Annotated in this window: 21 protein-coding genes and 1 riboswitch; of the genes, 5 read left to right on the top strand and 16 right to left on the bottom strand. The window is 71.8% G+C overall.

The window, feature by feature from the left end; genetic code table 11:
* Nucleotides 1–38: 38 nt before the first annotated feature.
* The 8 genes from ACFW1I_RS04010 to ACFW1I_RS03975 form a co-directional block, all read right to left on the bottom strand.
* On the bottom strand, nt 39–1,286 hold the full coding sequence (locus ACFW1I_RS04010) for an ABC transporter ATP-binding protein (RefSeq protein WP_384665801.1): 1,248 nt from the start codon (nt 1,284–1,286) through the stop codon (nt 39–41).
* Nucleotides 1,283–2,275 (bottom strand): ABC transporter ATP-binding protein, encoded by a 993-nt coding sequence (locus ACFW1I_RS04005; RefSeq protein WP_384665799.1) that lies wholly within the window; start codon nt 2,273–2,275, stop codon nt 1,283–1,285. Before ACFW1I_RS04005 ends, ACFW1I_RS04010 begins: the two co-directional genes overlap by 4 nt.
* A gap of 1 nt (nt 2,276) precedes the next feature.
* Complete coding sequence (locus ACFW1I_RS04000) at nt 2,277–3,236, bottom strand: ABC transporter permease (protein WP_384665797.1); 960 nt, start codon at nt 3,234–3,236, stop codon at nt 2,277–2,279.
* Complete coding sequence (locus tag ACFW1I_RS03995; RefSeq protein ID WP_384665795.1) at nt 3,236–4,231, bottom strand: ABC transporter permease; 996 nt, start codon at nt 4,229–4,231, stop codon at nt 3,236–3,238. Before ACFW1I_RS03995 ends, ACFW1I_RS04000 begins: the two co-directional genes overlap by 1 nt.
* A 92-nt stretch (nt 4,232–4,323) precedes the next feature.
* Nucleotides 4,324–5,994 carry an ABC transporter substrate-binding protein gene (locus ACFW1I_RS03990; protein ID WP_384665793.1) on the bottom strand — a complete coding sequence of 557 codons (1,671 nt, stop codon included), beginning with the start codon at nt 5,992–5,994 and terminating at the stop codon, nt 4,324–4,326.
* Nucleotides 5,995–6,220: 226 nt separating this feature from the next.
* On the bottom strand, nt 6,221–7,015 hold the full coding sequence (locus ACFW1I_RS03985; protein ID WP_384665791.1) for an enhanced serine sensitivity protein SseB C-terminal domain-containing protein: 795 nt from the start codon (nt 7,013–7,015) through the stop codon (nt 6,221–6,223).
* Nucleotides 7,016–7,101: 86 nt separating this feature from the next.
* A complete protein-coding gene (locus tag ACFW1I_RS03980) occupies nt 7,102–7,842 on the bottom strand; it encodes an enhanced serine sensitivity protein SseB (RefSeq protein WP_319011812.1) in 741 nt (246 codons plus the stop codon).
* Between the two features lie 108 nt (nt 7,843–7,950).
* Nucleotides 7,951–8,613: an AAA family ATPase gene (locus tag ACFW1I_RS03975; RefSeq protein ID WP_384665788.1), complete on the bottom strand. Its 663-nt coding sequence runs from the start codon at nt 8,611–8,613 to the stop codon at nt 7,951–7,953.
* 172 nt (nt 8,614–8,785) lie between these two features.
* A riboswitch (glycine riboswitch) is annotated at nt 8,786–8,887 on the top strand.
* Nucleotides 8,888–9,039: 152 nt separating this feature from the next.
* On the opposite strand from ACFW1I_RS03975, the gene gcvT reads away from it, so the two are divergent.
* The 4 genes from gcvT (at nt 9,040) to ACFW1I_RS03955 (ending at nt 13,425) form a co-directional block, all read left to right on the top strand.
* Nucleotides 9,040–10,155: a glycine cleavage system aminomethyltransferase GcvT gene (gene gcvT / locus ACFW1I_RS03970; RefSeq protein ID WP_384665786.1), complete on the top strand. Its 1,116-nt coding sequence runs from the start codon at nt 9,040–9,042 to the stop codon at nt 10,153–10,155.
* Nucleotides 10,156–10,232: 77 nt separating this feature from the next.
* A complete protein-coding gene (gene gcvH / locus ACFW1I_RS03965; protein ID WP_384665784.1) occupies nt 10,233–10,610 on the top strand; it encodes a glycine cleavage system protein GcvH in 378 nt (125 codons plus the stop codon).
* A 24-nt stretch (nt 10,611–10,634) separates the two neighbouring features.
* The gene (glyA, locus tag ACFW1I_RS03960; RefSeq protein ID WP_384665782.1) at nt 10,635–11,903 is read left to right on the top strand and encodes a serine hydroxymethyltransferase; all 1,269 of its coding nucleotides are present in this window, start codon (nt 10,635–10,637) and stop codon (nt 11,901–11,903) included.
* A gap of 151 nt (nt 11,904–12,054) precedes the next feature.
* Nucleotides 12,055–13,425 carry an L-serine ammonia-lyase gene (locus tag ACFW1I_RS03955; RefSeq protein ID WP_384665781.1) on the top strand — a complete coding sequence of 457 codons (1,371 nt, stop codon included), beginning with the start codon at nt 12,055–12,057 and terminating at the stop codon, nt 13,423–13,425.
* Nucleotides 13,426–13,482: 57 nt separating this feature from the next.
* Here ACFW1I_RS03955 and ACFW1I_RS03950 read toward each other — a convergent pair whose 3' ends face one another.
* From ACFW1I_RS03950 to ACFW1I_RS03925, 6 genes are all read right to left on the bottom strand, one after another.
* On the bottom strand, nt 13,483–13,986 hold the full coding sequence (locus ACFW1I_RS03950; protein WP_384665779.1) for a hypothetical protein: 504 nt from the start codon (nt 13,984–13,986) through the stop codon (nt 13,483–13,485).
* The gene (locus ACFW1I_RS03945) at nt 13,983–18,611 is read right to left on the bottom strand and encodes a putative T7SS-secreted protein (protein WP_384665777.1); all 4,629 of its coding nucleotides are present in this window, start codon (nt 18,609–18,611) and stop codon (nt 13,983–13,985) included. The genes ACFW1I_RS03950 and ACFW1I_RS03945 overlap by 4 nt, the downstream gene beginning before the upstream one ends.
* Nucleotides 18,611–19,258 (bottom strand): hypothetical protein, encoded by a 648-nt coding sequence (locus ACFW1I_RS03940; protein ID WP_384665776.1) that lies wholly within the window; start codon nt 19,256–19,258, stop codon nt 18,611–18,613. The genes ACFW1I_RS03945 and ACFW1I_RS03940 overlap by 1 nt, the downstream gene beginning before the upstream one ends.
* On the bottom strand, nt 19,255–19,833 hold the full coding sequence (locus ACFW1I_RS03935; RefSeq protein ID WP_384665889.1) for an SseB family protein: 579 nt from the start codon (nt 19,831–19,833) through the stop codon (nt 19,255–19,257). Before ACFW1I_RS03935 ends, ACFW1I_RS03940 begins: the two co-directional genes overlap by 4 nt.
* Nucleotides 19,834–19,853: 20 nt before the next feature.
* Nucleotides 19,854–20,771 carry a CopD family protein gene (locus ACFW1I_RS03930; RefSeq protein WP_384665774.1) on the bottom strand — a complete coding sequence of 306 codons (918 nt, stop codon included), beginning with the start codon at nt 20,769–20,771 and terminating at the stop codon, nt 19,854–19,856.
* 85 nt (nt 20,772–20,856) lie between these two features.
* Nucleotides 20,857–21,072 carry an EF-hand domain-containing protein gene (locus tag ACFW1I_RS03925; protein ID WP_015036303.1) on the bottom strand — a complete coding sequence of 72 codons (216 nt, stop codon included), beginning with the start codon at nt 21,070–21,072 and terminating at the stop codon, nt 20,857–20,859.
* Between the two features lie 74 nt (nt 21,073–21,146).
* On the opposite strand from ACFW1I_RS03925, the gene ACFW1I_RS03920 reads away from it, so the two are divergent.
* Entirely contained in the window at nt 21,147–21,785 is a 639-nt protein-coding gene (locus tag ACFW1I_RS03920) for a GNAT family N-acetyltransferase (protein ID WP_384665772.1), read from the top strand.
* Between the two features lie 299 nt (nt 21,786–22,084).
* On the opposite strand, the gene ACFW1I_RS03915 is transcribed toward ACFW1I_RS03920, so the two are convergent.
* Together ACFW1I_RS03915 and ACFW1I_RS03910 are read right to left on the bottom strand one after the other, a co-directional pair.
* The gene (locus ACFW1I_RS03915; protein WP_384665770.1) at nt 22,085–22,585 is read right to left on the bottom strand and encodes an ATP-binding protein; all 501 of its coding nucleotides are present in this window, start codon (nt 22,583–22,585) and stop codon (nt 22,085–22,087) included.
* 115 nt (nt 22,586–22,700) lie between these two features.
* On the bottom strand, nt 22,701–23,468 hold the full coding sequence (locus tag ACFW1I_RS03910) for an enoyl-CoA hydratase-related protein (protein WP_359523200.1): 768 nt from the start codon (nt 23,466–23,468) through the stop codon (nt 22,701–22,703).
* Nucleotides 23,469–23,626 lie beyond the last annotated feature (158 nt).

Here is a 23,626-nt window from a genome sequence, read left to right as displayed (position 1 = left end):
CGTCCGCCCCCGGGGGGACGGGCCCCTTACCGGCTGTCCTACTTGTCCCCGGACTTCCGGACGGCGTCCTTGGCCTCGGCCGCGGGAACCACGTCGGCCTCGGGAGCCTCCGCCTCCGGCGCCTCGGGCTCGGCGGCCTCGGGAGCCGCGTCGGCCTCAGGCGCTTCCGGCGTCTCGGGCTCGGCGGCCTCCGAAGACGCCTCCGGCTCCGGCTCCGGCTCCGAGGTCGTCTCGGCCTCCGGTGCCTCCGACTGGGCCGGGATCACCGCGGCGCCGGTCTCGCCCGCCGGGCGGAGTTCGCCCGACCGGATCTCCTGGGTGAAGTGGCAGGCCACCTTGTGGCCGCCGCCCGCGTCCGTGAGCTCCGGCCGCTCCTCCGCGCACTTGGGCTGGGCCCACGGGCAGCGGGTGTGGAAGCGGCAGCCCGCCGGCGGGTTCGCCGGGGAGGGCAGGTCGCCGTGGAGGAGGATCCGCTCGCGCCGCTCCTCGACCTCCGGGTCCGGCACCGGCACGGCGGACATGAGCGCCCGGGTGTACGGGTGCAGCGGCTCCTCGTACAGCGTGTCGCTCGGCGCCTCCTCCACCAGCGCGCCCAGGTACATCACGCCGATGACGTCCGAGATGTGCCGGACGACGGCGAGGTCGTGGGCGATGACCAGGTAGGTCAGGCCCATCGATTCCTGGAGCTCCTCGAGCAGGTTGATGACCTGCGCCTGGATGGAGACGTCCAGCGCGGAGACCGGCTCGTCGCAGATGATCAGGTCCGGCTCCAGGACCAGCGCGCGGGCGATGCCGATGCGCTGGCGCTGGCCGCCGGAGAACTCGTGCGGGTAGCGGGAGAGCGCGTTGGCGGGCAGGCCCACCTTGGCGAGGATCTCCCGGATCTTCTCCCGCCGCTCGTCCTGGTTCGCGCCGATCCCGTGCGCGGCCATGCCCTCGCTGAGGATCGACTCGATGTTCTGGCGCGGGTTGAGGCTGCCCAGCGGGTCCTGGAAGACCATCTGGAGCCGGCGGCGGAAGGAGCGCAGCTCCTTCTCCGGCAGCTTGGCCACGTCGGTGCCGTCGAGGACGACGGAGCCGTCGGTGACGTCCACGAGCCGCAGCACGGCCCGCCCGAGGGTGGTCTTGCCGCACCCGGACTCGCCGACCAGGCCGTACGTCTGGCCCGCCTCGACCTTGAGGGAGATGCCGTCCACGGCGTAGACGTGGCCGACCGTGCGGTCGAAGAGGATGCCCTTCTTGACGGGGAAGTGGACCTTCACGCCGTCGAGTTCGAGCAGGCTCATGCCGGTACCTCCGTCGTGGCGAGGACCGGGTTCGCGCAGCGGGCGCGGTGGCCGGCCGCGCGCGGTTCGGTCAGTTCGGGCGTGCCGGTGAGGCACTCCATCTCGTACCGGTCGCAGCGCGGGGCGAAGGCGCAGCCGTCGGCCCAGGCGATCTGGTCGTTGATGGACCCGCGGATCGGGTGGAGCGGCTCGCCGCGCGGGGCGTCGAGCCGGGGGATGGAGCCGAGCAGGCCGTGGGTGTACGGGTGCGTCGGGTGGGCGAACAGCTCGCGCCGGGCGGCCGATTCGACGACCTTGCCCGCGTAGAGGACGTTCACCTGGTCGCACAGGCCGGCGACGACACCCAGGTCGTGGGTGATCATCAGCAGCGCGGTGCCCTCCTGGTCGACCAGTTCCTTGAGGAGTTCGAGGATCTGGGCCTGGATGGTGACGTCGAGCGCGGTGGTCGGCTCGTCGGCGATGAGCAGGCGGGGGGCGCAGGCCACCGCCATGGCGATGAGCGCGCGCTGCCGCATGCCGCCGGAGAGCTGGTGCGGGAACTCCTTGAGCCGCCGCGTCGGGTCGGGGATGCCGACCCGGTCGAGCAGGTGCGCGGCCTCCTTGCGGGCGGCCTCGCCCTTCAGCCCGCGGTGGCGCTGGAGGATCTCGGTGACCTGGACGCCGATGGGGACGACCGGGTTCAGCGAGGACAGCGGGTCCTGGAAGATCATCGCCATGTCGCGTCCGCGCAGGTCGCGCATCTTGGACGGGGGGAGCGACAGCAGGTCGGTGCCGTCGAGGTCGGCCCGGCCGCCGAGGGTGACGCCCTTGGCGGGCAGCAGCCCCATGAGGGCGAGCGAGGTCACGGACTTGCCGCAGCCGGACTCGCCGACGAGGCCGACGACCTGGCCCTGGTCGACGCTGAACGAGACGCCGTTGACCGCCCGGACGTCCTTGCGGCCGCGGCCGCCGAAGGTGACGGTGAGTTCGTCCACGGTGAGCAGTGGCATGTCAGCCTCGCAGCTTCGGGTCGAGGGCTTCGCGCATGGCCTCGCCGAGCAGGGTGAAGCCGAGGGCGGTGATGATGATGCCGACCGCCGGGTACATGGACATCATCGGCTCGTTGTCGAAGAAGCGCTGGGCCGCGGAGAGCATGACGCCCCACTCCGGCACCGCGGGGTCGGGGTTGCCGAGTCCGAGGTAGGAGAGGGCGGCGGCCTCGATGATGGCGGTGGCGAGGCTGAGCGTCGCCTGGACGATCACCGGGCTCAGCGAGTTCGGCAGGATCTGGGTGAAGACGATCCGCCGCTTGCGGATGCCGAGCGAGCGGGCCGCGAGGACGTAGTCGGTGCCGCCCTGGGCGAGCATCGAGCCGCGCAGGAGCCGGGTGAAGACCGGGATCTGCACCACGCCGACGGCGATCATCACGGTGGTGAGCGACTGGCCCAGCACGGCGGCGACGGAGACCGCGAGGAGCAGCGACGGCAGCGCGAGCAGGATGTCGGTGACGCGCATGATCGCGTCGTCGATCCGCCGTCCGGCCTTGCCGCCGAGGGTGGCCGCGGCGCCCGAGACGATGCCGACGAGGGCGCCGATCAGCAGGCCGATGAGCATGGAGACGACACCGACGAGCAGCGTCTGGCGGGCGCCCACGAGCATCCGGGAGAACAGGTCCCGGCCGAGGTGGTCCAGGCCGAACCAGTTCCCGGCGCGGGCGCCGACGAACTCGCCGCGGTTGGAGAAGACCTCGCCGCGCCAGGTCTGCTCGGCGGGGCCGTACGGGGCGACCCAGGGGCCGATGATCGCGAGCACGACGAAGCCGGCGATGATCGCGCCGCCGATGAGCGCCATCTTGCTGCTGCGCAGCCGGCGCATCGCCTCGCGCCACAGGCTGGCGCCGCTGGCGGTCTCGGTCTTCGCCGTGAGCTGGGCGAGCCGGTCGATCTTGGAAGCAGTGTTGGTGAGACTCATCAGTGCACCCGCACCCTCGGGTCGATGACGCTGTACGCGAGGTCGACGAGCATGTTGATCACCACGTAGATCACGGCGATGAACATGATGAAGCCGACGAGCACCGGGTAGTCGCGGGCGTCGATGGCGGTCCGGATGAAGGAGCCGATGCCGCCGAAGGTGAAGACGGACTCGGTGAGCACCGCGCCGGAGAGCAGGCTGCCGGTGAGCAGGCCGATGGCGGTGACGACGGGGAGCAGCGCGTTGCGGAGCACGTGGCGGACGCGGACGACCCGGCGCTGCAGGCCCTTGGACTCGGCGGTGCGGATGTAGTCCTCGCCGAGCACCTCCAGGACGCTGGCGCGGGTCATGCGGACGATGACCGCGAGCGGGATGGTGGCCAGCGCGATGCCGGGCAGCACCAGGTGCATGAGGGCGTCCCAGGCGGCGTCGAACTCGCCGGTCAGCACGCCGTCGAGGACGGCGAAGCCGGTGACGCTGGTGGCGTCGATGCCGGTGGACTGGCGGCCGAAGGTGCCGAAGACCTCGCCGAAGGCGCCCTTGAGCAGCTGCGCCAGGAAGAAGACCGGGATGCAGATGCCGACCAGGGAGCCGGAGACGGAGGCCACGTCGATCCAGCCGCCGCGCTTGCGGGCGGCGAGGTAGCCGAGCGGGATGCCCACGACGGTGGCGATGAGCATGGCCGCGAGGCTGAGTTCGACCGTGGCGGGGAAGCGCAGCACGAACTCGTCCCAGACGGGCTGTCCGGTCTGCACCGAGGTGCCGAGGTCGAGGTCGAGGAGCCGCTTGAGGAAGCGTCCGTACTGGACGTAGATCGGCTGGTCGAGGCCCAGCGCGCGGTTGATGCGCGCCACATCGGCTTCGGTCGCCCGCTCGCCCAGGATCGCTGAGGCGGGTCCGCCGGGCAGTCGGTTCAGCCAGATGAAGAGCAGAACCGACAGGCCGAGCAGGGTGGGTATGAGCTGGAGAAGTCGTCGTACGACGAGTCGCAACACCCCGCGTGCCCCTTTCTTGCGTATGGAGGGTGGATGCGCGGACGCCCGGTCACGGGAGGAACGCGTGACCGGGCGGACCGCTTACGGGTGTGTTACTTGAAGGAGACCTCGGCGAAGTTCTCCTGCGTCAGCGGGGAGACCTTCGGCGGGACCACGTTCTTGCCGAACGCGATGGCCGGCGGGGAGGAGGTCAGCGGGAGACCGGGCAGGTACTCCATGATCGCCTCGTTGGCGGCCTTGTAGAGGTCCGTGCGCTTGGTCGGGTCGCCCTGGAGCGAGCCGGCCTTCACCGCGTTGAAGACCTTGTCGTTCTTGAAGCCCCACTGCTTGTCGTACCCGGCGAACCAGGTGCCGATGAAGTTGTAGCCGTCGTTGAAGTCACCGGTCCAGCCGAGCATGTGGAGGGGGCAGCCGCCCTTCTCCACCGCGTCGACGTAGTCCGGGTTCCACTTCTTCGGCTTGGGGTTGACCTTGATGCCGGCCTTCTCCAGGTCGGCCTTGACCAGCTCGAAGATGTCCTGCGGGGCAGGCATGTACGGGCGGGTGACCTCGGTCGGGTAGCAGAAGTCGATCGACAGGCCGCTCGCGCCGGCGCCGGCGAGGAGCGACTTGGCCTTGGCGGTGTCGAACGGGTACTTCTTCACGTTCTCCGAGAAGCCGGCGACCGTGTCGGGCATGAACTGGGTCGCGACCTTGCCGCCCTCGGGCAGCTGGGTCTTGACGATGTTCTCGCGGTCGACGGCGTGCGCGATGGCCTGGCGGACCTCGGGCTTCTTCAGCGCCGGGTTGGCCTCCTGCGTCATACCGAGGTAGAGCAGGTTGAAGACGTCACGGGTCGGGACCTGGAAGCCGGCGCCCTCGAGGGTCTTGATGTCGGCGGGCGCGACCAGGTCGTAGCCGTCGATGTCACCGGCCTGGAGCGCCTGGCGGCGGCCCTCCTCGGTGTCGATCGTGCGGAAGACCAGGTTCTTGACCTTGGCCTTCTCGCCCCAGTAGTCGTCGAAGCGCTCCAGGGCGACTTCCTTGTTGCCCTTGTTCCACTTCGTGATCTTGTACGGGCCGGTGCCGGCGACCGTGCCGGCCTCCTGGCTGTACTTGGGGTACGTGATGGCGTCGCCGGCCTCGGTGACCTGCTGCTTCGCGTACTCCTGGATCGCCTTGGGCGAGTGGATCGCGAGGGCCTGGAGGGAGAAGCCGCCGGGCAGGTTGGCGGAGGGCTCGAAGACCTCGATGACGGCCGTGGCGTCGTCCTTGACCGTGCAGGACTTGTAGTTCGCCTTGGGCGTCTCCTTGTCCTCGTTGGCCTTGAAGCCGCCCATGATGGTCTGCCAGTAGTACGAGACCGCGCTCGACTGGTAGGTGCCCTTCCAGTTGAACCAGTAGTCGTAGTTGGCGCAGACCGCCTTCGCGTCGAGGGTCTCGCCGTCGTGGAACTTCACGCCCTTGCGGAGGTTGAAGGTCCAGACGGTGCCCTCGGGGTTGCTCGACCACTTCTCGGCGAGCCCGCCGACGAGCTTGCTGCCGCCGGACTCGTGCTCCAGGAGCGCCTCGAACGCCTGACGGGTGACCCGGAAGGTCTCGCCGTCGCTGGCGAGGGCCGGGTCGAGGGAGGCCGGGTCGCCCGGGGCGCCGAACACGAAGGTGTCCTTGGCTCCGGACTTGTTCTCGTCCTTGTCCCGGTCGCTCGCGCAGCCCGTGGCGATGAGGCCGACCGTGATGGCCGCCGTCAGAGCCCGGGTCGACCGGGAATTGAGTATGCGCATGGGTCCACCCCTGGGTCGCCATGTGTGGTCTTGACCGGCCGAACGCTACTGGCGAGTGACGGCGCAGAGAACAGTCCGCATAGCGGTGATACCAACCTGAGACCCGGACACTCACCAAATCGGGCGGTTGCCGGACATCGGCGGCCGGAGCGTCCGCAAGCGGACGCAAAACCCCGCCCTGGCAAGGCATTTCGGCCAGGGCGGGGTATCGGGTGCGAAGGGGACGTCAGCGGTGCCGGGCCGGCGGGTAGCCGTATCCCGGACTCTGGGATCCCGCATGCTGGGACGGGGCGCCGTGTGCCTCGCGGTCGTAGAAGGGCCGCGCGTGGGCCCGCAGCCAGAGCGCCACCGGGTCGTACGCGTCGGAGAGCGCGACCGTCGAGACGGGCAGCCCCTCGGGCACGGCGTTGATCGACTGGCGCATCATCGCCCGCACCTCGTCCACCGTCGCCGCCGAACCGTCGTACAGGTCGAGGCCGATGACCAGGTACGGAGTGCCGAGCGCGGGCTGCACCCAGCCGCGGCGGAGCGAGCGGACGGCCGGCGTCCGGTGCGCGTTCTGGGTCAGCTGGGCGTAGAAGTGCGGGATCTCCAGGGCGGGTTCGGAGACCCGGAGCGGTCCGGCGGGCATCCGGTCGAGGCCGGTGGCGATCCGGCGCAGATCGGCCCACGGGATGCCGACGCCGCCGCCGGGCGCGTGCGGGTTGAGCCAGACGCCCCAGCGCTCGGGGTAGAGGGCGCGGGCGATCTCGCGGCCGGTGACGCGCTCGTGGGCGCGGTGCCAGCCGGAGGCGGCGAGTTCGCCGGCCGAGGTGACGCAGGGCGCGTAACCGAAGCCGTCGACCTCCATGTTGCCGTACTGGGCCTCCGGCGAGCCCGGGCTGCCCTGCCAGAGCAGCATGTACAGCTCGCCGTCGGCCAGGGCGTGCAGCAGCCCCTCGTACGCGTCGTAGCGTCCGGGCGCCACCTGGCGCAGCATGTGCTCGACCTGTCCGGTCGTGGCGCCCCCTGACGCGCTCACCCTGGGTCCCGCCCCTCTGTCCTCTGTGTCGTACGGCTCGTTCGGTGGATCGGTCTCGGTCGGTCCAGCTTAGACAGGGCCGGGGGTCACCCGGTGGCGCGCTGGTAGAAGGGGCGCACCCGTTCCAGCATCCAGTCGCCGACCGGGTCGGCGGCCATGTCGAGCAGGATCAGGTTGACCGGCCAGGCGACCTCGACGCGGCCGAGGGCGCGGCCGAGGGCGTCCAGCGGGGCGTTGCGGTCGACGCCGTCCCAGCCGGTGAGCTGGACGCCGACGAAGAGGGCCGGTTCGGTGCCCTCGACGCTGGCGAGGGTGCGGCGGGCGGTGGCGACGACGCCGGTGGCGTCGAACTCGGCGGCGGCCGCGGCGAGGAAGTCGACCGGGTCGTCCTGCCAGTCGGGCTCGAAGAGCCGGACCCGGCCGCCGGACGCCGGCCCGTCGAGGGCGGTGCGGCCGACCCGGCAGAGCTCGGCGACGGCGGGCGGGGGCAGCGGGACGCCGACGACGCCGCCGGGGTTCACCGCGATGCCGAGCTGCGGGGGCAGGCCGCGGGCGAAGTCACGGGCGGGGGCGACGGTGAAGGACATGTGGTCGCCGACGCAGGCGAGGAACTGCTCCTGCGAGCTGTAGACGGGGACGTAGGCGGCGCCGCCGATCTCCATCGTGGCGAGGTCCAGACTGGGGCTGTCGGGGCCGCCGCCGTTGGGCAGCGGGACCCAGACCTGGCTGCGGCCGAGCACCTCGATGAGCCGGCCTCCGGCCGCGGGCTCCCCGAGCGCGGCGGCCAGCGCCTCCTCGAGCTCGTTGCCCGGCCACGTCACGTCCACGGTGGTTCCGTCCCCTTCTCGCACGGCCCTGGTCCCGGCCGTCCCGCAGCACCCTAACGCCGCCCCGCCCCGGCTGTGACCAGAACCCGCGTCCGGGGGGGGCGGGCGTCAGGCGGCCTCGCGGAAGCCGATGCGGCGCAGCGCGGTCGCGGCGTCCCGGTCGAGGAGGGTGGCGGAGGCGCAGCCGCGGGGCAGCCGGCCCGCCTCGACGGCGGTGACGAGCCGGCCGACGGCCCTGCGGTGCCGGGCGAAGGCGTACGCGGACACCCCGCGGCCCCGGTCGCGCTGGCCGTCCCGGGCGGTGGCCGGGTCGACGTCGAGGAGGACCAGGTGGAGGTCGCGGCCGCGGCGGGCGGCGGAGCGGGCGAGCCAGCCGCGGACCCAGGACTGGGTGCCGCAGTCGTGGACGACGACCCCGGCGCCGGAGCGCAGGGCCCGGTGCAGCCCGGCGTAGTGCGCGATCCGGACCAGCGGGCGGTAGAGCGCGTACGGCAGGAGGCGGGGCATCCGGGCCTCCCAGCGCTCCCGGGCGTCCTGCGAGTCGATGCCGCGGCCCTCGGCGGTCCGCCGCAGCAGGGTGGACTTGCCGCTGCCGGGCAGCCCCGAGACGACCACGACGTCGCCGGCGGCGAAGGTCAGGGCGCGCGGGCCGCGCCCGCCGCGGTCGCGCAGGTCCCGCACGACGCGCCCGCGGCCGCGGGTCCGGGCGCGGGCGCGCTGGGCCGGTATGGCGGCGTCACTCGCGAAGACGCCGGTGTGCTGGATCCTCATCGCTGCTCCCCCTGTCGGGCCCCCGGGGGACGTGTCGGGAGACCTACGGAGACCCTTGCCCACGAAGTGTAAAGAAACGGTAATCCGAGACAAGCGATTTGCGGCGCCGACACCGTATGCGAGGATGTGCGCGCCAGGCGCGGCAGCGCCGTACAACCGCATACCGGCCGCTCGAATCCGCGCGGGAGAGTTCCGGACCGGCCCTGGGCCGTCCGGGCGCCGAAGGAGCAAGTCCCTCCCTTGAATCTCTCAGGCCCCGTACCGCGTGGATGAGGCAGATCTGAAAAGCGGGACACCCGTGGTGTCCCCACCCAAGGTGCAAGCCGGGGATGCCCCCGGTGAACCTCTCAGGTTCCATGACAGATGGGGAGGAACGTCCTTGCCTGTCATGTTTTCCGCCTTCGGGACCCGGGAGCCACGTCCATCATGAGCACCACCCCCCGCCTGACCGCCCTCGATGCCCTGCATCGTTCGCTGGGCGCGACCATGACCGACTTCGCCGGCTGGGACATGCCGCTGCGGTACGGCAGCGAGCGCGACGAGCACAACGCCGTCCGCACCAAGGCCGGCCTCTTCGACCTCTCCCACATGGGCGAGATCACCGTCACCGGCCCGCAGGCGGTCGACCTGCTCGACTTCGCCCTGGTCGGCAACATCTCCACGGTGGGCAACGGCCGCGCCCGCTACACGATGATCTGCCAGGAGGACGGCGGCATCCTCGACGACCTGATCGTCTACCGCCTCGGCGAGACCGAGTACATGGTGGTGGCCAACGCCTCCAACGCCCAGGTCGTCCTGGACGCCCTGGTGGCCCGCGCGGGCGGCTTCGACGCCGAGGTCCGCGACGACCGCGACGCGTACGCCCTGATCGCCGTGCAGGGCCCCGAGTCCCCCGGCATCCTCAAGCAGCTCACCGACGCCGACCTGGACGGCCTGAAGTACTACGCGGGCCTGCCCGGCACCGTCGCCGGCGTCCCGGCGCTGATCGCTCGGACCGGCTACACCGGCGAGGACGGCTTCGAGCTCTTCCTGAAGCCGGAGCACGCCGAGGGCGTCTGGAAGGCCCTGACCGAGGCGGGCGCGGGCGTCGGCCTGATCCCGTGCGGCCTGTCCTGCCGCGACACGCTGCGCCTGGAGGCGGGCATGCCGCTGTACGGGCACGAGCTGACCACCTCCCTCACCCCCTTCGACGCCGGTCTGGGCCGGGTCGTGAAGTTCGAGAAGCCGGGCGACTTCGTCGGCCGCAAGGCGCTGGAGGCCGCCGCCGAGCGCGCCGAGACCGCCCCGCCGCGCAAGCTGGTCGGCCTGGTCGCGGAGGGCCGCCGCGTCCCGCGCGCCGGCATGCAGGTCGTCTCCGGCGGCGAGGTCGTCGGCGAGATCACCTCCGGCGCCCCCTCCCCCACGCTCGGCGCGCCGATCGCGATGGCGTACGTCGACGCGGCGCACGCGGCCCCCGGCACCGAGGGTGTAGGGGTGGACATCCGCGGCACCCACGAGCCCTACAAGGTCGTGGCGCTGCCGTTCTACAAGCGCCAGAAGTGACGTATTCGTCTCAGGACGCGTCTCACCCCGCAAGACCCACGTACATCCGCACTCCCCCGGTACAGGAGAATCAGGTCATGAGCAACCCCCAGCAGCTTCGCTACAGCAAGGAGCACGAGTGGCTGTCGGCCGTCGAGGACGGCGTCGCCACGGTCGGCATCACCGAGCACGCGGCCAACGCCCTCGGTGACATCGTGTACGTCCAGCTCCCCGAGGTCGGCTCCACCGTGACCGCGACCGAGGAGTGCGGCGAGCTGGAGTCGACCAAGTCCGTGAGCGAGCTGTACTCCCCGGTGACCGGTGAGGTCGTCGAGGCGAACCAGGACGTCGTGGACGACCCGTCGCTGGTGAACTCCGCTCCGTTCGAGGGCGGCTGGCTGTTCAAGGTGCGCCTCACGGCCGAGCAGGACGACCTGCTCACCGCCGACGAGTACACCGCCTTCACCGCAGGCTGACCGAGACCCCGTAGGGATCGCTTCATGTCGCTTCTGAACACTCCCCTCCACGAGCTGGACCCGGAGGTCGCCGCCACCGTCGACGCCGAGCTCCGCCGCCAGCAGTCCACCCTCGAGATGATCGCCTCGGAGAACTTCGCTCCGGTCGCGGTCATGGAGGCCCAGGGCTCCGTCCTCACCAACAAGTACGCCGAGGGCTACCCGGGCCGCCGCTACTACGGCGGCTGCGAGCACGTCGACGTGGCCGAGCAGATCGCGATCGACCGGATCAAGGACCTGTTCGGCGCCGAGTACGCCAACGTCCAGCCGCACTCCGGCGCCTCCGCGAACCAGGCCGCCCTCTTCGCGATCGCCCAGCCGGGCGACACGATCCTGGGCCTGGACCTGGCGCACGGCGGTCACCTGACCCACGGCATGCGCCTGAACTTCTCGGGCAAGCAGTTCAACGTGGTCGCGTACCACGTGGACGACGCGGGCCGGGTCGACATGGCCGAGGTCGAGCGCCTGGCCAAGGAGCACCGCCCGAAGGTGATCATCGCCGGCTGGTCGGCGTACCCGCGTCAGCTGGACTTCGCGGAGTTCCGCCGGATCGCCGACGAGGTCGAGGCGTACCTGTGGGTCGACATGGCCCACTTCGCGGGTCTGGTCGCGGCCGGTCTGCACCCGAACCCGGTCGAGTACGCGGACGTGGTGACCTCCACCACGCACAAGACGCTCGGCGGCCCGCGCGGCGGCATCATCCTGGCGAAGAAGGAGTTCGGCAAGAAGCTGAACTCCTCGGTCTTCCCCGGTTTCCAGGGCGGCCCGCTGGAGCACGTGATCGCGGCCAAGGCGGTCTCCTTCAAGGTCGCGGCCTCGGAGGAGTTCAAGGAGCGCCAGCAGCGCACCCTGGACGGCGCCCGGATCCTGGCCGAGCGCCTGGTCCAGGACGACGTCACGGCGCACGGCGTCTCGGTCCTCTCCGGCGGCACCGACGTGCACCTGGTCCTGGTGGACCTGCGGAACTCGGAGCTCGACGGCCAGCAGGCCGAGGACCGGCTCCACGAGATCGGCATCACGGTCAACCGGAACGCCGTCCCGAACGACCCGCGCCCGCCGATGGTCACCTCCGGTCTGCGGATCGGCACGCCGGCCCTCGCCACCCGCGGCTTCCAGGCCGAGGACTTCACCGAGGTCGCCGACGTCATCGCCGAGGCCCTCAAGCCGGGCTACGACGAGGACAAGGCCGCGGCGCTGAAGGCCCGCGTGACCGCGCTGGCCGACAAGCACCCGCTGTACCCCGGCCTGAAGTAATTTCGTACGATTTAGTTCCGAGCCTGTTCGTACGGAACATCTGGGGCACCGCGCACACTGGACCTGTGAGCGCGGTGCCCCGCCCCATGCTCAGCCGTTTCTGCACCACCCCGGCAGACAACGACGTCTAGCCCCCACAAGGAGTCCTCCCGTGGCCATCTCGGTCTTCGACCTGTTCTCGATCGGCATCGGTCCGTCGAGCTCCCACACGGTGGGCCCCATGCGCGCGGCCCGGATGTTCGCCCGCCGGCTCAAGAACGAGGGCCTGCTCCCGGCGACGGCCTCGGTCCGGGCGGAGCTGTACGGCTCGCTGGGCGCGACCGGCCACGGCCACGGCACCCCGAAGGCGGTCCTCCTCGGCCTGGAGGGGAACTCGCCGCGCACGGTCGACGTGGAGAGCGCCGACGACGAGTTCGAGCGGATCAAGGCGAGCGGGCGGATCAACCTGCTCGGCGCGCACGAGATCCCGTTCTCCTTCGACGACGACCTGATCCTGCACCGCCGCAAGGCGCTCCCGTACCACGCCAACGGCATGACGGTCTTCGCGTACGACGCCGAGGGCGGGCTCGTGCTGGAGAAGACGTACTACTCGGTCGGCGGCGGCTTCGTCGTGGACGAGGACGCCGTGGCGGGCGAGAACCCGATCATCCCGGACGACACCGTCCTGAAGTACCCCTTCCGCACCGGCGACGAGCTGCTCCGCCTCACCAAGGAGACCGGCCTGTCGATCTCCTCGCTGATGCTGGAGAACGAGAAGGCGTGGCGCACCGAGGACGAGATCCGCGCCGGGCTCCTGGAGATCTGGCGGGTCATGCAGTCCTGCGTCTCGCGCGGCATGTCCCGCGAGGGCATCCTCCCCGGCGGCCTGAAGGTCCGCCGCCGTGCCGCGACCTCCGCCCGCAAGCTGCGCTCCGAGGGCGACCCGGCGGCGCACGCGATGGAGTGGATCACGCTCTACGCGATGGCCGTGAACGAGGAGAACGCGGCGGGCGGCCGGGTGGTCACCGCCCCGACCAACGGCGCCGCCGGCATCATCCCCGCCGTCCTGCACTACTACATGAACTTCGTGCCGGGCGCGGACGAGGACGGCATCGTCCGCTTCCTGCTCGCGGCCGGCGCGGTCGGCATGCTCTTCAAGGAGAACGCCTCGATCTCCGGCGCCGAGGTCGGCTGCCAGGGCGAGGTCGGCTCGGCCTGCTCGATGGCGGCGGGCGCCCTCGCCGAGGTCCTGGGCGGCTCCCCCGAGCAGGTGGAGAACGCGGCCGAGATCGGCATGGAGCACAACCTGGGCCTGACCTGCGACCCGGTCGGCGGTCTGGTGCAGATCCCGTGCATCGAGCGGAACGGCATGGCGGCGGTCAAGGCCGTGACGGCGGCGAAGATGTCGATGCGCGGCGACGGCAGCCACCTGGTCTCCCTCGACAAGGTCATCAAGACCATGAAGGAGACGGGCGCGGACATGAGCGTGAAGTACAAGGAGACCGCCCGCGGCGGCCTCGCGGTGAACATCATCGAGTGCTGACGCCGTAGGCCCTGACCGGCGCGGTCACGCTTGCGGCGCGGTCAGGGCCGACGTCGGTCAGCTCGGTCGGGCGGGTGCCCACAGGTCGAGGCTCCACACGTCCCCGTCGCCGACGCGACGGCCGCGCTCCTCGTCCGCGTCGTCCACGACGAGGACGGAGACGTTCGAGCGCAGGGCGCGGTACTCCAGGAACCCGCCCTGGTCCCTGATCCTCAGCTCCGGGGCGTCGTGGGCGCGGGAGACCTCGTCCCACAGCTCCTCCCAGGACACGTACCGGGGGAACTCGATCCCGGTGCTCCGTGCCCATGCCCCGGCCAGGTCGTCGTCCGAGGCCAGGCGGTGCAGCTGGACCGTCGCGGTGGCTACGACCCAGTCCGCCCCCGGGTTGAAGGCGAACTCGACGAGTCCGTAGTCGCGGCGCAGCCACTCCCCGTCGTCGCCGACGACGTCGACGAAGGGATGGCGGAAGGCCCGGTCGACGTCGGCGAGTCCCGAGCCGATGCCGATGCCGTACAGCTCTCCGGTAGCGAGGAAGGAGGCGAGGAAGGAAACGCCGGTCACGGCCAGTTCTCCAGTTTGTCGATCAGTGCTTGCATTTCGGCCGAGCGGTTCTGCTTGTTGCCCCAGTTGTGGTCGTCCATCTCGGCCTTGGCCGCCTTGGCCTTGGCCAGGAGGTCGGCGCGGAGCGCCGGGTCGTTGTTCACCGCGTCCAGCGCCGCCTTCACGCTCTTGTCCGAGGCCAGTCCGGTGTTGAGCCGGATGGGGTCCGCGGCGATGTTCCCCTTGTCGTCCACGTAGACGCGGACCTCGTGCTCCGGCCCCTTCTTCTGCGGGATGTGCACGTGGGCGCCCTTGGTCGCCCAGTCGGAGGCCATCGGTGAGACGCGGATCTTGCAGGGCTTGAGGCCGAGGGGGTCGGACGCCGTGAGGGGGTTGTCCACGTAGGCGACCGGGTTCGGGGCGGGGTCGAGCCCCAGGGGGTCGGTGCTGAGGTAGCGGGCCGTCTCCGGATCGTAGTGGCGGTGGAAGTTGTAGTGCAGCCCGGTCTCCGGGTCGTAGTACTGCCCCGGGAAGCGGAGGGGCGTGTACGTCGTGCTCGTCGCGGCCCAGGCGGTCGTGCCCCACACGGTGCCGCGGGTCCGCCAGGCGAGCTGTCCGGCCTCGTCGACGAGTTCCGCCGGGGCGCCGACGAGGTCGGTGACGATCGCGTAGAAGCGTTCGTCGACCGCGTCCTGGGACGCCCCGTCCGCGGCCAGCCGGCGCTCCGTCTGGGCGAGCGGGCGCAGGCCGTCGTGGTCCCAGGTGAGGGCGACGGGACGGGGGAGGTGCTCGCCCCGGCTGGTCTGCTCGCACAGCGTCGCGCCGTCCCAGGTGAAGGTGACCTCCTCCGCCACGGTGCGGCCGTCGTCGGCGAGGCGCTGTTTGGCGATGCGACGGCCCAGCGGGTCGTACAGATAGCGCCAGACCGTGCCGTCCGGGGTGACGACCGAGGTGAGACGGTCCTCCGCGTCCCAGGTGTAGCGCCAGGTGTCGGGCTTGTGCGACAGGCGTGCCTTCTGCCGGAGCACGGTGCGGCCCTGCGCGTCGTGCTCGTAGCGGACCTTCCCGGCCCGGACGACGCGGGTGCCCGTGAAGGCCCGGGGCCCCGTGGCCTCCTGGCCGGGGTGGGAGGCCGGCCAGGAGGCGGTGGTCTGGTTCCCGGCCGCGTCGTAGGCGTACGTCTCGGACCAGCCCTCGGCGCGGACGGCGGTGATCCGGCCCATCGCGTCGAGGTCGAAGCGGCGGCCGCCGGAGAGCAGGTCCTGGACGCCGACGACATGGCCGTCGGCGCGGTAGGAGTAGGAGCGGCGCTGGATGCCGTGCCGCCCCCGGCCCATGACCTGCTGGTCGACGAGCCGGCCGACCGTGTCGAACGCGTGGGCCAGACTCACGTGGTCACCGATGTGGCGCTCCAGCTCCCGGCCCGCGAGGTCGCGCCGGAAGCCGATCGTCCGTCCGGACGTGGTCAGCGCCAGGGGGCGGCCGGCCGCGTCGTACGTCCAGGAGCTGACCGCCCCGGCCGGGGTGGTCCGGCCGACGCGACGGCCGAGCGCGTCGTGGTCGAAGGAGAGCTCGCGTCCGTTCACCGTCTCCGAGCGCAGGCGCCCGTACCGGTCGCGCAGGCGGGTCAGCGTGGCGTCGGGGCCGGTGGCCGCGGCGAGTTCGTCGAAGACGTCGTACTCGTAGGTGGTGACGAGGCCGTCGCTGTCCTTGCGGACGATCTGGCCCATGCTGTCGCGTTCGTACCGGATGCTCTGTCCGAGACCGTTGGTGCGCGCGGTGAGGCGTCCGGCGGCGTCGAACGCGTAGTGGAGGGTGCGGCCGTCGAAGTCGGTCTCGGACACCAGCCGGCCCGCCGGGTCGTACGTGTAGTCCCAGGTCTGTCCCAGGGGGTTCACGACCTGGGTCAGCCGGAGCCGGGCGTCGTGCCGGAACTCGTACCTCGCGCCGTCCGGGTCGGTCCGTGCCGCCAGGAGGTCGAAGTCCGTGTACGCGAAGCGGGTGGTCCCGCCCACGGCGTCGGTGTGCGTGAGCACGTTGCCCTCGCCGTCGTAGGTCCACGTCCGGACGCCGCCGTCGGCCTCCACCAGCCGGGCCACCTGGCTCTCGACGGTCCATTCCACGCGGGTCACCGCGCCGAGCGGGTCGGTGATCGCCGTGGGGCGGCCGAACGCGTCCCGTTCGTACCGCGTGACGGCACCCAGCGGGTCGGTGATCTCCACCGGCAGTCCGCTGCGGTCGCACCGGACGAGCGTGGTCCCGCCGAGCCCGTCGGTCAGCGAGGCGAGGTGCCCCCGGTCGTCGTACGTGAAGTGCGTCGTGGCCCCCGAGACGTCCGTGTACGAGGTGCGGTTTCCGCGTTCGTCGTACGTCTGGCGCATCACGGTGCCGTCCGCGTACCGCACGCACACGGGCAGGCCGAGCGCGTCGTACTCGGCGCGGACGCGGCGGCCGTCGGGGCGCACGACCTCGATCAGCCGGCCCGCGTCGTCGTAGACGGAACGGGCCACGTGACCGAGCGGGTCGGTCCAGGACAGGAGCCGGTTGTACCGGTCGCGCTCGTACCGGGTGACCGCGCCCAGCGGGTCGATCTCCGCGACGACCCGCGACCGGTCGTCGACGAGGTACCGGGTCGTGCGGCCCTGGCCGTCGGTGAGGGAGGTGCACCGCATTCCGGTGGCCGGGTCGACCTCGTCCCAGGTGAAGTGCGACTCCAGGTGCCCGTGGGAGCCGGTCTGGTCGGTACAGCGGTCGCGCTCGTCGTAGACGTAGTGGTAGGCGCTGCCGTTGGTGTCGGTCCACGACGTGATGCGGCCCTGCTCGTCGCAGCCGAAGCGCAGCGGCACGCCGGAGGAGTTGGTGACCTCGGTGAGGTGGCCGTCGGTGTAGCCGTAGCGCAGGATCTCCTGGTCGGAGCCGTCGGCCGCCGCCCCGGCGAGGTGCAGGGCGGTGATCCGGCCCTCGGAGGTCGTGAGCCGTACGCGCCGGCCGGCGTGGTGGACGATCTCCGTCGGGGCGCCCTCCTCGTCGTACTCGAACGCGATCCAGCGCTGGTTGCGGTCGTCGATCTGGACCAGCAGCGCGAGCTCCTCGCCGTGGTCGGCGAAGTGCAGCACCCGGCCGGTGTCGGGGTCGGTGATGGTGTACCCGTCCTCGACCCGGTCCAGTGGCCACCGCCGGCCGTGGGCCGGCATGACGGGGACGCCCGGGGCGGGGTGCGGATAGGCCAGCAGGCTGCCCTCGTCGCAGCTGAAGACCACCCCCTCGGAGTCGATCTCCAGCCGCTGGTCCACCGTGCTCGACCAGGCCGGGCCGAACCAGCGGCCCGAGCGCCGGGACGAGTCGAAGGTGCGCCGGAGGACGAGGGGCAGCGAGCCGGGCAGGGCGATGTCGGTCTGCCAGAGCAGCATGCGGCCCGTCGCCATGTCGATCGGGTCGCCGTCGCAGACCGTCTCGCTGCACTTGTTGCTGTTGCCGTCCGGGTTCTTCTGCTGGTCCGTGCGGGTGCCGCCCGGCTTGCCGGGGCCGTCGGGCGTCTTGAGCCGGGTCAGGGCCTTCAGGCCGCCCGCGCCCTTCGTGCCGATGAGTTCCGGGACCAGCCGGCCGAGGAACTCCGACGGGTCGCCCTTCGCCGCGTCCCAGGCGTTCTTCAGGGCCCGGTCCGGGTTGGCCACGGTGGAGACCAGACCGGCGAGCGTCATGTTGACGCCCTTGTAGTACTCCGCCGGGTGGGTCAGGTTGTACGGGTCCGTGGGGTTGAGCGAGCGGACGAAGTTGAGCAGCCCGGCCGTGCCCTTGACGACGCCGCCGCCGAAGTGGGCCAGCTCCACGCCCTGGCCCACGCCGTAGTCCATCAGTTCCAGCTTGGCCCGCTCCAGGCCGGTCGGCTCCTTCGGCGCGTGCGCGAGCGCGGCGGACACCGCCGCCTTCGCCGTCTCGCCGGCCTCGTTGCGGGCCTTGCGGGCGTCGTTCAGGATCTCCCGGGCCCGCTGCCGCTTCGCCTTGCCCGGGTCGGAGTACTCGCCCGGGTGCGGCAGCGGACTGTCCCCGGTGCGGGCGGCGTTGTAGGCGTCGACCTTCTTGTTGTAGGCGTCGACGGCCTTCTTGGAGTCCTGGTCGCCCTCCTTGTACAGGGCGATCGCCTCGCGCGCCTTGCCCTGGGCGGAGACGACCGCCTTCGCGTACGTCTCCAGGGCCTTGGCCGCGCTCTCCATCGCGTCCGCCGCGTGCAGCCAGTCCGTCGGCAGGGTCTGGAACTTCGCCCGGAACGCGTCGGCGGCCTCGCCCTTCCACTGGGCCGAGTCGAGCTTCCGCATGCCGCCGCCGACCAGGTCGAACGCCTTCTGGAAGTCCCGCAGGTTCTTCACCGTGGCGGCGATCTCGTCCGGCTTGCCGTGGATCAGCTCGTTCGCTTCCTCGGTCTGGCCGAGCTGCTGCTCCCCGACCGACGCCCCCAGGGACGAGGCGGTCTCGTCGCCCCAGTCCTCGACCGCGTCGGCCCAGTCGTGCGCGCCGACCTTGTCCAGCGCCTGGCCGGTCTTGTCGGTGACGTAGTCGACGCCCTCGCCGACGAGTTCCTTGCCCTTGTCGATGCCGGAGCCGACACCGTCGACGATCTTGTCGCCCCATCCCTTCCAGTCGACCATCAGCGGTTCTCCCCCCACCGCGGCTGCTCGGCCTGCTCGATCGTCGCCCGGTCGGGATCGAGCGTCTCCTTGAGCTCCTCGTCCATCGCGTCACGCAGCTTCGGGTCGAGCGCGCCGGAGCGCTCCATCGAGTCCAGCAGCGAGTCCTCGACGTCGTACGCGGTGTTCTTCCAGGTCTGCTTCACCTCGTCGTGGGCCTCGGTGAACGACTCCGGGCTCCAGTCCGCGCCGTCCCACGTGTGCTGGTCGCGGATCGTGTCCCAGCGCATCTGCTTGACCTCGTCCTCCGACAGGTGCGGGTTGCCGTTGAGGGAGTTCACGCCGATCTTGATCGTGTCCTTGACGTACTGGTCCTGCTCGGCGAACGAACCCGCCGACAGGCCGACGCCCTGGGCGAAGCCGTTCCCCCGCATGGTCAGGGCGCGCACGCCCCACTCCCAGCGGTTGCAGAAGGTCTCGAACTGCGCCGCCAGCCCGCCGTGGCCCAGTTCGAGGCCGGAGAGGGCCAGGTCGGAGAAGCCGCGGCCCATCGTCGCCTCACCGATCATGCCGAGCTCCTTCAGCTCGGCGTGCGCCAGGTCGATGCCCTTCGCGATCTGCGCCAGCGCCGCCGGCGGCGCCACGAGTTCAGGCTGGTTCCCGCTCACAGAGCCCCCGTTCCTCGACCCGGTTCGGCCGGTTCGGCCGTTTCCGCGTGTTCCCCGAGATCCACCGCCACCGCGTCCGGAACGATCCCCGCCACCGGCGGGAACACCACCCCGTCCGCGCTGCCCGCGTCCAGCGCCACTCCGCCCGGCCCCGGCAGCATCGGCACCATCGCGTCGAGCAGGCGCGCGCCCAGGACCGTCCGGTACGTCCACTCCCGCCCGGCCTCGCCCCGCGCCGCCGCGAACCGCGCCAGCGCCTCCTCGTCCGAGAAGGCGCAGATCCACCGCACCCCGTTGAAGTCCGCGGTCCACAGACTTCCCCGCTCGTCGAACGGCACCAGCACCGCCGTACGCCGGAACTCGCCCAGCAAACGCGCAAACTCGCGCCGGGCCGCGTCCTGCCCGACGGCCGCCGGGTCGGCCGGCGGCTCCCCCGGCGCGGCGGGCACCGGTGGAGAGGACGCTGCCGCGGCCTGCTCCGGTTCCACCATCAACTCGGTAAGTCTGGAAGCCCTTCGAGGCTTCGGTATGTCATCCCCGTTGTCAGTCACCGCCCCATGCTGCCACGTGATCATTTCCAGCAGCAACGATCGGGTCAGTAGCGCGCCCAGTGCGGGTCGGGCACCACGGTGAGCAGCGCGGAGAGGGCCAGGATCACGGCGAGGACGGTGAGCTCGACCCGGGCCGGGGGGCGGGCGTCGGCGCCGGACATCAGCCGGGAGCGGGCCATCAGGGCGAGCAGGCTGGCGCCGCCGAAGAGGGCGAGCTTCACCAGCAGGACCCTGCCGTACGCGGTGGTGAGCACGGCGTCCAGGGGCAGCCGGCGCAGCGTGGAGACGGTGCCGGTGACGGCCAGGGCCGCGTAGACGCAGGCGGCCATCCGGGCGTACCGGAGCAGCACCTCGCGCCCGCCGCCGCGCAGCCGCATGACCCGCAGGACGTACAGCAGGGTGCCGGCCCAGAGCGAGGCGCCGGTGAGGTGGACGACGGTGAGTCCGGTGCCGACGCCGAAGCCGGCGCTCTCGGGGTGGGCGCGCAGCGCCTCGGCGACGACCGCGGCGGCGAGCGGGAGGGCGGCGAGGCCGGGGCGGCGGGAGGCGGCGCAGACCGCGGCGAGCAGGCAGGCGTTGGCGGTGACCAGCAGCAGGCGGCCTTCGCGGAGCCCGTAGACGACGGGGAGGCTCAGCCCGCTGACGGCGGCGAGGAGGAGCAGGAGGCCGACGGAGGCGGCCGCGGCGAGCAGGGCGCCGGGGGCGGCCAGGCGGCGCGGCAGGGGGCCGTCGCCGGCCAGCCGGGTGCCGGCGAGTTCGCCGACGGCGAGGGCCAGGCCGGCGAGGAGGAGGATCCGGAGCAGGGTGGTGGCGCCGGCCGCGGGTATCCGCAGTTCGCCGGTGCCTGTCCGGGCGAGGCCGGCGCCCAGGAGGGCGACGGCGAGGACGCCGAGGACGGCGGCGGCGGCGAGCACCGCGGCGCCTCGACGGCTCGGGGTGCCGAGGGGTCCGGGAAGCGTCACCGGACGATCGTCACCGAGCGGGGGACGGGCGGCAACTCAGGGTGAACGCCGCCCGGCCCCGGCTCCGGAGCAGGTCAGGCGCCGGTCACGCCTTGCTGAGGTGGGACCAGAACTCGTCCCACGACAGGCGGCCGTCGCCGTTGTCGTCGCGCTGCTTGATGAGGGCCTCGGCGACCGTCTCGGTGACGTTGAAGTCACCCAGCTGGGCCATGACGCTCTTGTACTCCGCGGCGGTGATGAAGCCGTCCCCGTCCACGTCGTACCGGTTGAATGCCGTGCGTGCCGACTCGATGTCCGCCACTGCTTCCGCCCCTTCTCGGTGCTGTTCTGACGGGGGTCAGATTAGCTGGCCGTGCGGTGTCCGATGATGGCGGTATGAGCGGTGACGTGACACGGATACTCGAGGCGGCGGCGCGCGGGGAGTTCCCGCCCATGGACGGCGGGACGACGGTGGTGCCGCAGCCGGACCGGCGGGACGCCGGGGTGCTGGCCTTCACGGCCCATTCGGTGGTCTTCGCCGACGTCGATCCCGCGTGGGTGCGGGCGGAGCTGGCGGCGACCGGCAGCGATCCGCTCGCGGCGAGCATGAATCCCGGCTTCCTGGTGCGGCTGATGGCCGAGACCGGCCGGCGGATGAACACCGTCGACCTGCTGACGGTCGCCGACGCGCTGCCGGGCCCGCCGCCGCTGGAGCTGCGGGAGATCGAGGACCCGGAGCACCCGCGGGTGGCGCGGGCGCTGAAGTACCGGGACGACGTACGGGTGTGGGCGGCGGACGGCGGGGTGCTGATCCTGGGGCGCGGGGTGGCCGGGCGCTGGGAGGCGGCGGTCGAGGTGGACGAGGCGGTGCGGCACCGGGGCCTGGGCCGGGCGCTGGCGACGGCGGCGCGGCATCTGACGCCGGGCGGCGTGATCTGGGCCCAGCAGTCGCCGGGGAACGCGCGGAGCGTGCGGACGTTCCAGGCGGCGGGGTACCGGCCGGTGGCCTCGGAGGCGCTGCTCACCGCCGCGTGAGGCCGTCCACTATGTGGATGATCGAGGGAAACAATCGATGAATCGCATAGCCATTCACAGTTTTCAAGGTGGGTGCTACATGTCACCAACGATTCACAATTAAAACGTCAGTGTATGTCCGGTTTGATAGCGATATGGGCGTTTGGCGGTGCGGCCTGCCGTCTGTCATAGTCGGTGACACGACCCCCATTGACCCGGGCAAGGTCGCTTTGGCGGCCGTGGATACACCCCCCCGTCCACGGCGCATCACACGGAAGCCCCCAGCAGCCTGACCACGGCGCACGGGGGCTTCCGTGCGTTCAGCGGTCGGTGACCCGCATCTCGAACCAGGTCGTCTTGCCGCGCGGCCCCAGGTCCACGCCCCACCGGTCGGAGAGCTTGTCGACGAGGAAGAGGCCCCGGCCGCTGACGTCGAGCTCGGCCACCGGCATCAGACAGGGCAGTCCGCGCGAGGGGTCCCGCACCTCGATCCGGATCCGCCCCGGGCGGCGGTGGGCGCGCAGCGCGAAGACCCGGGCGCCGGTGTGCCGGACCGCGTTCCCCACCAGCTCGGAGACGAGCAGGACCGCGTGCTCGGCGAGGGTCGGGCCGAGCCCCCACTGCCGCAGCACCACGTACTGGGTCATCCGGCGGGCGGTCCTGGCGGACTCCGGCCGCGACGGCAGACGCACGTCGACCTCCGCCGGGTTGCCCCACTCCAGCATCGCCGCGAGGGCCTCTTCGTCCTCCAGGGTCGGTGACCACCGCGCGGCGGGCACCCCGCCCTGCCGCGGTTGTTCCCTGCTCTCCAGGCCCGCCATGCCCCCCATCATGACCGCCGCAGACGCACCGCGGGGGCCGTTCCGGCGGAATGGCCCCCGTGGGACGGCGCGTCGCCGTGACGGTCCGTCGGACGACGGACCGCCGGGCGGACGGTCAGGCGAACTTCGCCTTGCCCGGGCCCTCCTCGACGAAGCTGCGCATGCCGGTCTCGCGGTCCGCGGTGGCGAACAGCGCGGAGAACCAGGTGCGTTCGAGGGCGAGACCGGTGTCGATGTCGGCCTCCAGGCCCTGGTCGATCGCCTCCTTGGCGGCGCGCAGCGCCACCGCCGGGCCCTGGGCCAGCTTCGCCGCCCAGGCGTGCGCCTGCTCGTACACCTCGGCGGCCGGGACGACCCGGTCGACCAGGCCGAGCGTCAGCGCCTCGTCGGCCTTCACCATCCGGCCGGTGAAGATGAGGTCCTTGGCCTTGGAGGGGCCGACCAGGCGGGAGAGCCGCTGGGTGCCGCCGGCGCCGGGGATCAGGCCGAGCAGGATCTCGGGCTGGCCGAGCTTGGCGTTGTCGGCGGCGATCCGGTAGTCGGCGCAGAGGGCGAGCTCGCAGCCGCCGCCGAGGGCGTAGCCGGTGATCGCGGCGACGACGGGCTTGGGGATGCGGGCGACGGCGGTGAAGGAGTCCTGGAGCGCGCGGGACCGCTCGACCATGGCCACGTGGTCCATGACCTGCATCTCCTTGATGTCCGCGCCGGCCGCGAAGACCTTCTCGCCGCCGTAGAGGACGACGGCCCGCACGTCGTCGCGGTCGGTGGCCTCCTGGGCCAGCTCGCGCAGCCGGTCCTGGGTGGCGATGTCCAGGGCGTTCATCGGCGGGCGGTCGAGGCGGATCGTGCCGACGCCGTCGGCGACTTCGAGGTTCACAGTCATACAGCGAAGGTTAGTGGGCGTTAACGACGACGGGGCCCGGGGGGGGGGGTGTGCGAGCGGCCGGGGGCCGCGCCGCGGGGGGCGCGCGCGGGGGGCGGGGGACACTCCCCCCCGGACATGGTCGAGGAGGGTCTCTCGGAGGGGGGGGTTCTGTAGTG

It is taken from the genome of Streptomyces sp. NPDC058955, assembly GCF_042741435.1.
Lineage (GTDB): Bacteria > Actinomycetota > Actinomycetes > Streptomycetales > Streptomycetaceae > Streptomyces.
Note: the sequence above shows the minus strand (reverse complement) of the source record. Positions and strands in the feature narration are given on the sequence as shown.

What these genes read in the sequence shown, in the direction of transcription:
- ACFW1I_RS04010 (WP_384665801.1), bottom strand. Translation starts at nt 1,286, where the DNA reads ATGAGCCTGCTCGAACTCGACGGCGTGAAGGTCCACTTCCCCGTCAAG.
- ACFW1I_RS04005 (WP_384665799.1), bottom strand. Translation starts at nt 2,275, where the DNA reads ATGCCACTGCTCACCGTGGACGAACTCACCGTCACCTTCGGCGGCCGC.
- ACFW1I_RS04000 (WP_384665797.1), bottom strand. Translation starts at nt 3,236, where the DNA reads ATGAGTCTCACCAACACTGCTTCCAAGATCGACCGGCTCGCCCAGCTC.
- ACFW1I_RS03990 (WP_384665793.1), bottom strand. Translation starts at nt 5,994, where the DNA reads ATGCGCATACTCAATTCCCGGTCGACCCGGGCTCTGACGGCGGCCATC.
- ACFW1I_RS03975 (WP_384665788.1), bottom strand. Translation starts at nt 8,613, where the DNA reads ATGAGGATCCAGCACACCGGCGTCTTCGCGAGTGACGCCGCCATACCG.
- gcvT (WP_384665786.1), top strand. Translation starts at nt 9,040, where the DNA reads ATGAGCACCACCCCCCGCCTGACCGCCCTCGATGCCCTGCATCGTTCG.
- gcvH (WP_384665784.1), top strand. Translation starts at nt 10,233, where the DNA reads ATGAGCAACCCCCAGCAGCTTCGCTACAGCAAGGAGCACGAGTGGCTG.
- glyA (WP_384665782.1), top strand. Translation starts at nt 10,635, where the DNA reads ATGTCGCTTCTGAACACTCCCCTCCACGAGCTGGACCCGGAGGTCGCC.
- ACFW1I_RS03945 (WP_384665777.1), bottom strand. Translation starts at nt 18,611, where the DNA reads ATGGTCGACTGGAAGGGATGGGGCGACAAGATCGTCGACGGTGTCGGC.
- ACFW1I_RS03935 (WP_384665889.1), bottom strand. Translation starts at nt 19,833, where the DNA reads ATGATCACGTGGCAGCATGGGGCGGTGACTGACAACGGGGATGACATA.
- ACFW1I_RS03920 (WP_384665772.1), top strand. Translation starts at nt 21,147, where the DNA reads ATGAGCGGTGACGTGACACGGATACTCGAGGCGGCGGCGCGCGGGGAG.
- ACFW1I_RS03915 (WP_384665770.1), bottom strand. Translation starts at nt 22,585, where the DNA reads ATGGCGGGCCTGGAGAGCAGGGAACAACCGCGGCAGGGCGGGGTGCCC.
- ACFW1I_RS03910 (WP_359523200.1), bottom strand. Translation starts at nt 23,468, where the DNA reads ATGACTGTGAACCTCGAAGTCGCCGACGGCGTCGGCACGATCCGCCTC.